Source organism: Streptomyces sp. NPDC054841 (genome assembly GCF_053611045.1).
This window is the reverse complement of the sequence record NZ_JBSGZO010000338.1, coordinates 1-9,512: the sequence shown is the minus strand read 5'-3', so window position 1 is coordinate 9,512 and position 9,512 is coordinate 1. Positions and strand designations below refer to the sequence as shown.

The window sequence follows — 9,512 nt, the reverse complement described above, 5'->3', positions numbered from 1 at the left end:
GCCCCAGGCGCCGCACCCCGCCCGTCAGCAGTTCGTTACTGACGGAACCCGCTGTCAGCTGCTGAACTTGACGGAGCTCGTGTTGTCGTGCATGCCGACGTCGCCGAAGTGGGGCTCCGACTGGCCCGCTGGCAGGTAGAAGCGGGCGCCGTGGTAGCCGGCGTGCTGGTAGAACGTGACCCCGCGGTTGCCCTTGTTCTTGGCGGAGCTGATCGTGTTGTCCCAGCCGTCCTTCGACAGATCCCGCATGTTCTCGGTGAAGGTCGTGTTCCTGTTCTTGTACTCGGCGTCCTGGAAGATCTGGACCTTCGTGGTACCGCCCTTGGCCGCAGCAACGTCCGCGTGACTATCGGCGGGGGCAGACAGTGCGGAACTCGTGGAAGGCACAGCTCCGGCGGTCGCCGATCCAAGGCCGACCAGGCCCGCGACACTGAGCGCCACCGCGCCGAGCGACATGGCCAAATTCCTCTTCATAATTGATCCCCTCGTTTTCCAGCAGTCCACTTATCTGGGACAGCTGCGCTGTGAGTTCCATCCTGACTGGGCGGGAATCGCTTTGGAAGGGTTTATTGATGCGGCCGAATTGGCCACTGATACCCTGGCCTGCATGAGTCCGGGAAGGGCGACCAACCTTCCCGGCAAGGGGGAGGATCCATGACCACGGATCCGAGTACGCATCAGTTACGTCTGCTGCTCGCGCTCGCGGAGGAGTTGCACTTCGGCCGGGCGGCAAAGCGGGTGTTCATCAGTCAGCCCGCGTTCAGCCGCCAGATCCGCGCCCTCGAGGAGCACTTGGGCGTGGCCCTCGTGGAGCGGTCCACGCGTCGGGTGGAGCTGACACCATCCGGTAAGGCGCTGCTGCCTCGGGTGCGCGCCGTGGTGGATGCCGTTGACGACCTGCAGGGTGCCGCCGAGGGAGAAGCGCACGCGCACTCGGGCCGTGTGGTGCTCGGTTCGTACCTCACCGCTCTTCCGGCGCTGCGGATACTCCTGGATCAGCTGCGAGAACGCTCTCCGGGACCGGATGTCGAGTGGCGAGCAGTGGATTACGTCGAGCAGGTGAGCCTGCTCGTGGACGGCCAGGTCGACGCCGTCATCTGCTACGGGCCCCTGCCAGAGGGCATCCACACACTCCGGCTCGGAACGGAGGAACGGTTCGTCTGCATGCCGGAAACCCACCCGCTGGCCGAGCACGAATCGCTGACCCTCGCCGACCTGGCCGGCTTGCCCGTCATCGGCTTCTCGCCGCGCGTGGATCCGGAATACCGTGCCTTCTGGGCCGCCGACCCACGCCCCGACGGAACACCGGTGCGGTACACCGACCACACGGCAACCAACCTGGAGTCCTATGTCGCCCTGGCCAGTCTGGGGCACGGCATCCGTTTCATCTCCGAGAGCTGCCTGCACCTCATGCGCCGGCCCGGTGTCCGCTTCATCACCGTCACCGATCTGCCCCTGTGCACCGCGGTACTTGCCTGGCCGGCCTCCCGCCCCCTCAGCCCCGCCTTCAGCTCGCTTCTGCGCCTGCTGCGTGCCCACGCCCGTACCACGGACCCGGACACTCTCCGAAGGACCAACAGGCGCTGGTGGAACGCGGCCTGAGAGGGGACCCGGGCGCCGGGACCACAGGTCCCGGCGCCCCGTCGCGTCCTCGCTACATGCTCAGAACAGGCCCTTGTAGCCCTGCCAGCCGGTGGCGATCTTCACCGTGGACCCGAAGGACCCGGCCCCGTTCCCGCTGTTGCGCAGTAGGTCACCCGCCGCGTTGCGGGAGACCAGGTCCGCCTTGCCGTCACCGGTGAGGTCGCCCGCGCCGACGAAGACGTTGCGGCCCGTGGCCCAGTTGTTCGCGAACACGGCTGCCCGCGGCTTCACGGTGCCCGCCGCGGTCCCGTCGTACCGCCACAGCGAGTTGGCACCGTCCACCGCCAACAGCTCACCGATTCCGTCACCGTTCAGATCACCAGCACCGAAGACTGCCCGGTACAGTTTCCAGTTCGTGCCGATCTTCCCGCGGGCCTTCAGCCCACCGGCGCCGTTGTCCGCGTAGAGGTACATGTCCCCGGTCGACGCCTGCCGCGCCACCAGATCCGGACGACCGTCGCCGGTCAGGTCGCCGGGCGAGGTCAGCACATTGAACTGGCCCCACACCGTGCCGAGCGAGGTGTACGCGGTCGTCGGCGTCACGGCCTTGCCGCAGCCGGGCTTGTACGCGCGCAGTTCCCCGGTCCACAGCCGGACCAGCACGTCGTTGCACCGGTCGCCGTTGAGATCCCCGAACGGCACCGCGACGGCCGTCGTCGACCAGCCGGAGCCCGTCGTCGTCCCCGAGTAGGCGCCGGTGGCGTTGCCCAGCTGGTAGGCCAGCCCGCCGGACGCGTTGAGCGTCAGCAGGTCCGGGACACCGTCGGGCGTGGCCGCAGGGCCGTTGAAGTCGCGCGGGACTGCGGCGCCGCCCGTCACGTTCACGTACCCCGAGCCGAGCGCGGTCGGGCCGGAGGCGCCCGTGGCCGTGGCGCTGAGCGTCCACTTCAGCCGGCCGTTCGGGGCGTACGCGCCGGAGCTCGTGCGCCCGTTCCACACGGGCGCCACGGTCAGGTCGTCCGTCGTACCGGTGAGCGTCCGCACGGTCTTCCCGGCCGGGTCGGTGAGCGTGACCGTCCACGAGGAGACGGGGCGGTTCACCTTCCAGGAGGGGGCCCAGGCGGTGCTCGTGCCCGTGGTGTTCTGCAGCGGCACGGCTGTCGGGACGGTGGAGCCGCTCACGGAGAGCGTCTCGGGCCAGGCGGTCCTGGATCCGTACAACCGCGTGAGCCAGCTGCTGTCGGTGCCCGACCAGACGGCGGTGGCCGTGCCGTCGGGACCGGCGGCGACCTCGCCCATGACGAAGGGGTTCGCCGAGCCCGGCAGCTCCTTGGCCGTGGTCCAGGTGCCGCCGGAGAACGCGGACTCCATCAGGACCCGACCGGTGTCGTCCGTGTCGGTCTGGGTCCAGACGGCACGCACGGTCCCGTCGGGGCCCATCGAGACGTCGTACTGCTCGGGCACGTACCCCGTGGACAGTGTTTTGGGCGCGGACCAGGTGCCGCCGGCCGCGCTGCGCGTGGCGGTACGGGTGCCGAAGGTGCTGGTCCAGTCGACCCAGACGAGGGTGACGTCGCCGCTCGGGGCGATGAGCGGCTCGGGTGTCTCGACGAGACTCTCCGTGGTGGAGACCGGCTCGGGGGCACCCCATGGTGTGGACGCGTCGGCCCGGGTGGCCGTGTAGATGGTGTCGGGCTCGGACTCCTCGGTCCTCCCGGACCAGACGAGGGTCATCGACCCGTCGCCCCCGGCAGCGAGCTCAGGGTCGTTCGAACCCTGCCACGGTTCGCCCACGGGAACGGGGGCGCCCCATGCAGCGGCAGACCCCGTCCTGGAGACCGTGTGGAGTGTGCTGCGGCCGCTCTCCCGGTCCCGCTGGTCGTAGACGATGACGGCTGTGCCGTCCGTGTCCACCGCAACCTGCGGGCCTCCCACTGTGTCCCCGGCGGCAGCGGCGGCGCTGACCTGGACCGGCGCGGACCAGCTGCCGTCGGTGGCGCGGGTGGCGCTGCTGACCTCCGACGTGGTGGTGCCGGTCGGACGGGACCACCAGGCCGCGATGACTGCGCCGTCAGGACCCTCTGCGAGGTCGACGGCGTCCACGGTCAGCGACTGCTCAGCGGTGACGAGCGCGTGCGGGGCCGACCACGACGAACCGTCGGCCGAGAGGACGGAGGTCACCAGACGGGTCTCCAGCGTCCCGGTCCCGGGGTCCGTCTCGTTCGGGAACTCGACCCAAGCCGCGGTCACCGTGCCGTCCGCCGACGCGAGCAGGCTGACCTCGCCGGCCTCGGTGGGAGTCGTGGCGAGCAGGTGCGGCGCCCCCCAGGTGCCACTGCCCGCCGGGCGGACCGCCGCGTACAGCTGCCGCTCGAACACGCCTGCCGGGTACTGGTTCCACACAGCCACCGCCGAACCGTCGGCGGCGACCACGAGTTCCTTGACCGAGGCTTCCGAGTCCGTGCCGGTGATGGCCGTGCCCGCGGTCCATGGGACCGGCGGTGTCGCGGCGGCCGCGGTACCGGCGGCCGCGACGGGGAGCAGCGCCCCACCCGAGATGATCAGTGATGCTGCGGAGATCGCGGCAGCGAGTCTGCCGCGTCTGAGGTCATGACGACCCACGTGATTGTCCCTCCCCTGGAGGGCATCCGCCCTCCGTACAAGTGCGCGAATGCTACTGGACGGGTGGATCTTCAGGGAGGCCCCGGAGCAGCGGGATTCGCCGGAAAACAGCGGCCGCAAGGAGGGCAAGGTCACAGCCGTCGGACCTGCTGCTCATCCGTAAGGCTGCCCTAGCATCCGAGCATGACGGTTCTGCCCGAGGACGGGCTTTCGCTCGCCGCCGATTTCCCGGACGCCACCCACGAGCAGTGGCAGCGCCTTGTCGAAGGCGTGCTGCGCAAGTCGGGCAAGGACGTGTCCGGGGACGCGGCCGAGGAGACGCTGGCGACGACGCTGGACGACGGGCTCGTGGCCCGTCCCCTGTACACCGCGCGGGACTCCGTGCCCGAAGCCGGATACCCGGGCTTCGCCCCGTACGTGCGCGGTGGCAGGCCGGTCGGCGGCTGGGACGTACGCCAGCGGCATGCGCTGCCGGAGCCCGCACGCGCCAACGAGGCCGTGCTCACCGACCTGGAGAACGGCGTCACCTCGCTGTGGCTGACCGTGGGCGGCACCGGCGTGCCGGTTTCCGGTCTGGCCCGGGCCCTGGACGGGGTCTACCTCGACCTGGCGCCGGTGGTGCTCGACGCGGGGGACGAAACCGCCGCGGCCGCGGGTGAGTTGCTGCGGCTCTACGAGGAGCGGGGCGTCTCCCGTGACGCGGCACGCGGAAACCTCGGCGCGGACCCGCTCGGGCACGCCGCCCGCACCGGCGGCCCGGTCCGCCTCGTGGACGAGGCCGTGGAGCTGGCGCGGCGCTGCCACGAGGAGTACCCGGGGCTGCGGGCGCTGACCGTGGACGCGCTGCCGTACCACGAGGCCGGGGCCTCCGCCGCCCAGGAGCTGGGTGCTTCGCTCGCGACCGGTGTGGCGTATCTGCGTCACCTCACCGGAGCGGGGCTCACGGTCGACGCGGCCTGCCGGCAGCTGGAGTTCCGGTACGCGGCCACCGCCGACCAGTTCCTGACCGTCGCCAAGCTGCGGGCGGCCCGCAGGCTGTGGGCCCGGGTCGCCGAGGTGTCCGGGGCCACCGGAGCCGATGCCGGGGACGCGGCGGCGCAGCGCCAGCACGCGGTGACCTCGCCGGTGATGATGACCCGCCGCGACCCGTACGTGAACATGCTGCGTACGACGATCGCCACCCTGGGCGCGGGCGTGGGCGGGGCCGACGCCGTGACCGTACTGCCCTTCGACCACGAGCTGGGCCTGCCGGACGCCTTCGCCCGCCGGATCGCCCGGAACACGTCCTCGATCCTGCTGGAGGAGTCGCACCTGGGCCGGGTCGCCGACCCCGCCGGCGGCTCCTGGTACGTGGAGCGTCTCACTGACGAACTCGCCTACGCCGCCTGGGCGTTCTTCCAGGAGCTGGAGCGGGCGGGCGGCCAGGAGGCGGCCCTGCGCTCGGGGCTGGTCGGCGACCGGCTCGCGGCCACCTGGCAGGAGCGGAAGAAGCGTCTCGCCAAGCGTCGCGAACCCATCACCGGCGTCAGCGAGTTCCCGCATCTGGCGGAGAAGCCCGTCGAGCGCGAGCCCGTGCCCGAGGCGCCTGCGCATCCGCAGGGCCTGCCCCGGGTGCGCCGCGACGAGGCGTACGAGGAGCTGCGTGCCCGCTCCGATGCCCATCTGGCCGCGACCGGCGCCCGGCCGCGGGTCTTCCTCGCGGCGCTCGGCCCGGCCTCGGCGCACACCGCCCGGGTCTCCTTCGCCTCGAACCTGTTCCAGGCCGGTGGCGTCGAGCCGGTCCACGACCCGGTGACGGTCGATGCCGCCACGGCCGCAGAGGCGTTCGTGCGCAGCGGGGCGACCGTCGCCTGCCTCTGCTCCAGTGACGCGCTGTACGAGGAGCAGGCCGAGGAAGTCGCCAAGGCCCTGAGGTCGGCCGGCGCGGAACGGGTCTTCCTCGCGGGCCGTCCCGGCGAGCACACCGGGGTCGACGAGTACATCTTCGCGGGCTGTGACGCCGTGGCCGTCCTGTCCTCCGTCCTGGACCGCATGGGAGTGGCGGCGTGATGCAGATTCCTGACTTCTCGGAGGTCCCCCTGGGCCCCGGCGCCCCTGCCGAGGCCACGGAGGAGCAGTGGCGAGCGGCCGTGAAGGAGTCGACCGGCAGCAGCGCCGACGACCTGCTCTGGGAGACCCCGGAGGGCATCGCCGTCAAGCCGCTCTACACCGGCCGTGACGTGGAGGGCCTGGACTTCCTCGGCACGTTCCCGGGTGTGGCGCCGTATCTGCGCGGGCCCTATCCGACGATGTACGTCAACCAGCCGTGGACGATCCGCCAGTACGCCGGCTTCTCCACCGCCGAGGAGTCCAACGCCTTCTACCGGCGCAACCTCGCCGCCGGACAGAAGGGCCTGTCGGTCGCCTTCGACCTGCCCACGCACCGCGGCTACGACAGCGACCACCCGCGCGTCACCGGCGACGTGGGCATGGCGGGCGTCGCCATCGACTCCATCTACGACATGCGCCAGCTCTTCGACGGCATCCCGCTGGACAGGATGACCGTGTCGATGACGATGAACGGCGCCGTGCTGCCGGTGCTCGCGCTCTACATCGTGGCGGCGGAGGAGCAGGGCGTACCGCCCGAGAAGCTGGCCGGGACCATCCAGAACGACATCCTCAAGGAGTTCATGGTCCGCAACACCTACATCTATCCGCCCCGCCCCTCGATGCGGATCATCTCCGACATCTTCGCGTACACCTCGCAGAAGATGCCGCGCTACAACTCCATCTCCATCTCCGGCTACCACATCCAGGAGGCTGGCGCGACGGCCGACCTGGAGCTGGCGTACACCCTCGCCGACGGTGTGGAGTACCTGCGGGCCGGGCGGGACGCGGGGCTCGACGTCGACGCGTTCGCGCCCCGGCTCTCCTTCTTCTGGGCGATCGGCATGAACTTCTTCATGGAGATCGCCAAGATGCGGGCGGCCCGGCTGCTGTGGGCCAAGCTGGTCAAGCAGTTCGACCCGAAGAACGCCAAGTCGCTGTCGCTGCGCACCCATTCGCAGACCTCCGGCTGGTCGCTCACCGCCCAGGACGTCTTCAACAACGTCACGCGTACGTGCGTGGAGGCGATGGCCGCGACCCAGGGCCACACCCAGTCGCTGCACACCAACGCCCTCGACGAGGCGCTGGCGCTGCCGACCGACTTCTCCGCACGCATCGCCCGCAACACCCAGCTGCTGCTCCAGCAGGAGTCGGGCACCTGCCGGGTGATCGACCCGTGGGGCGGCAGCGCGTATGTCGAGAAGCTGACGTACGACCTGGCGCGCCGGGCCTGGCAGCACATCCAGGAGGTCGAGGCCGCCGGCGGCATGGCGCAGGCCATCGACGCGGGCATCCCGAAGCTGCGGGTGGAGGAGGCGGCCGCCCGTACCCAGGCCCGTATCGACTCCGGCCGCCAGCCGGTCATCGGCGTCAACAAGTACCGCGTCGAGAACGACGAGCAGATCGACGTCCTCAAGGTCGACAACTCGTCCGTGCGCGCCCAGCAGATCGCCAAGCTGCGGCGGCTGCGCGAGGAGCGCGACGAGGCGGCCTGCCAGGACGCGCTGAGGGCGCTGACCGAGGCCGCCGGGCGGGGCCCGGGTCCCGGCCTGGAGGGCAATCTGCTGGCGCTCTCGGTGGACGCGGCCCGTGCCAAGGCGACGGTCGGCGAGATCTCGGACGCCCTGGAGAAGGTGTACGGGCGGCATGCGAGCCAGATCCGTACGATCTCCGGCGTGTACCGCAACGAGGCAGGGGAGTCGCCTTCCGTGGACCGCACCAGGAGCCTGGTCGACCGGTTCGAAGAGGCGGAGGGGCGCCGTCCGCGCATCCTCGTCGCCAAGATGGGCCAGGACGGGCACGACCGCGGCCAGAAGGTGATCGCCACCGCCTTCGCCGACCTCGGCTTCGACGTGGACGTCGGCCCGCTGTTCCAGACCCCGGCCGAGGTGGCCCGGCAGGCGGTCGAGGCGGACGTGCACATCGTGGGCGTCTCGTCGCTGGCGGCGGGCCATCTGACCCTCGTCCCGGCGCTGCGCGAGCAGCTCGCGGAGGAGGGCCGCGACGACATCATGATCGTCGTCGGCGGGGTGATCCCGCCGCAGGACGTGCCCACGCTGCTGGAGATGGGGGCCGCGGCGGTCTTCCCGCCCGGCACGGTGATCCCCGACGCGGCCTACGACCTGGTGCAGCGGCTCGGCGCGGCCCTGGGCCACGACGAGCTGTAGCCGCGGATGGCCATCGACCTCGACAGCTATGTCAAGGGTGTGCTCGACGGGAAGCGGGCGTTCGTCGCCCGCGCGATCACACTCGTCGAGTCCACCCGGGCCGACCACCGCGCCCTGGCCCAGCGGCTGCTGACCGAGCTGCTCCCGCACACCGGCAGGGCGCGGCGGATCGGCATCAGCGGAGTGCCGGGGGTGGGCAAGTCGACCTTCATCGACGCCTTCGGCACGCTGCTCACCGGTCTCGGGCACCGGGTCGCGGTGCTGGCCGTGGACCCCTCGTCGACCCGGACCGGCGGCTCCATCCTGGGCGACAAGACGCGTATGGAGCGCCTCGCGGTGCACCCGGCGGCCTTCGTCCGGCCCTCGCCGAGCGCGGGCACGCTCGGCGGGGTGGCGAAGGCGACCCGCGAGTCCATGGTCGTGATGGAGGCGGCCGGCTACGACGTGGTGCTGGTGGAGACTGTCGGCGTCGGCCAGTCCGAGACGACGGTGGCCAACATGGTCGACTCCTTCCTGCTGCTCACCCTCGCCCGCACCGGCGACCAGCTCCAGGGCATCAAGAAGGGCGTCCTGGAGCTGGCCGACGTCATCGCCGTCAACAAGGCCGACGGCCCGCACGAGCGGGACGCCCGCGCCGCCGCCCGCGAACTCGCGGGCGCGCTGCGCCTGATGCACCCGGCCGACGCCGCCTGGACCCCGCCGGTGCTGAGCTGCAGCGCCCGCGAGTCCACCGGCCTCGACACCGTCTGGGAGCGGCTGGAAGCGCACCGTGCGCTCCTGGACGCCGGCGGCCGGCTCGCCGCGAAGCGCCGTGACCAGCAGGTCGACTGGGCCTGGGCCATGGTCCAGGACGAACTCCTCGGCCGGCTGCGCTCCCATCCGGCCGTACGCACCCTTGCTCCCGGCCTCGAACAGCAGGTCCGCGAGGGCGAGTTGACGGCCACGCTGGCCGCCGAGCGGATCCTGGAGGCGTTCGGCGACCGGACGTGACCGTACGGACGGTCGCGGGCGCTGCGGACGCTGCGGATGCTCCGTAGCGGGAGGGTCTTGGGG

General features: G+C 71.3%; 6 protein-coding genes. 4 read left to right on the top strand and 2 right to left on the bottom strand.

Annotated elements, in window-relative coordinates:
* Positions 1-54: 54 nt before the first annotated feature.
* Positions 55-474, bottom strand: coding sequence for a peptidase inhibitor family I36 protein (locus ACWGI8_RS32120; protein WP_453666292.1), 420 nt, complete (start codon positions 472-474; stop codon positions 55-57).
* Positions 475-654: 180 nt separating this feature from the next.
* On the opposite strand from ACWGI8_RS32120, the gene ACWGI8_RS32115 reads away from it, so the two are divergent.
* Complete coding sequence (locus ACWGI8_RS32115) at positions 655-1,602, top strand: LysR family transcriptional regulator (RefSeq protein ID WP_453666290.1); 948 nt, start codon at positions 655-657, stop codon at positions 1,600-1,602.
* Positions 1,603-1,662: 60 nt separating this feature from the next.
* On the opposite strand, the gene ACWGI8_RS32110 is transcribed toward ACWGI8_RS32115, so the two are convergent.
* Entirely contained in the window at positions 1,663-4,206 is a 2,544-nt protein-coding gene (locus ACWGI8_RS32110; protein WP_453666288.1) for an FG-GAP-like repeat-containing protein, read from the bottom strand.
* 183 nt (positions 4,207-4,389) lie between these two features.
* Here ACWGI8_RS32110 and mutA point away from each other — a divergent pair, with 183 nt between their 5' ends.
* Genes mutA through meaB form a run of 3 tightly spaced genes read left to right on the top strand, consistent with a single transcriptional unit; the run spans position 4,390 to position 9,449 of the window.
* Entirely contained in the window at positions 4,390-6,255 is a 1,866-nt protein-coding gene (mutA, locus tag ACWGI8_RS32105) for a methylmalonyl-CoA mutase small subunit (RefSeq protein ID WP_453666286.1), read from the top strand.
* Complete coding sequence (scpA, locus tag ACWGI8_RS32100; protein ID WP_453666294.1) at positions 6,255-8,459, top strand: methylmalonyl-CoA mutase; 2,205 nt, start codon at positions 6,255-6,257, stop codon at positions 8,457-8,459. Before mutA ends, scpA begins: the two co-directional genes overlap by 1 nt.
* 6 nt (positions 8,460-8,465) lie before the next feature.
* On the top strand, positions 8,466-9,449 hold the full coding sequence (meaB, locus tag ACWGI8_RS32095; RefSeq protein ID WP_453666284.1) for a methylmalonyl Co-A mutase-associated GTPase MeaB: 984 nt from the start codon (positions 8,466-8,468) through the stop codon (positions 9,447-9,449).
* The last annotated feature ends 63 nt before the right edge of the window (positions 9,450-9,512 follow it).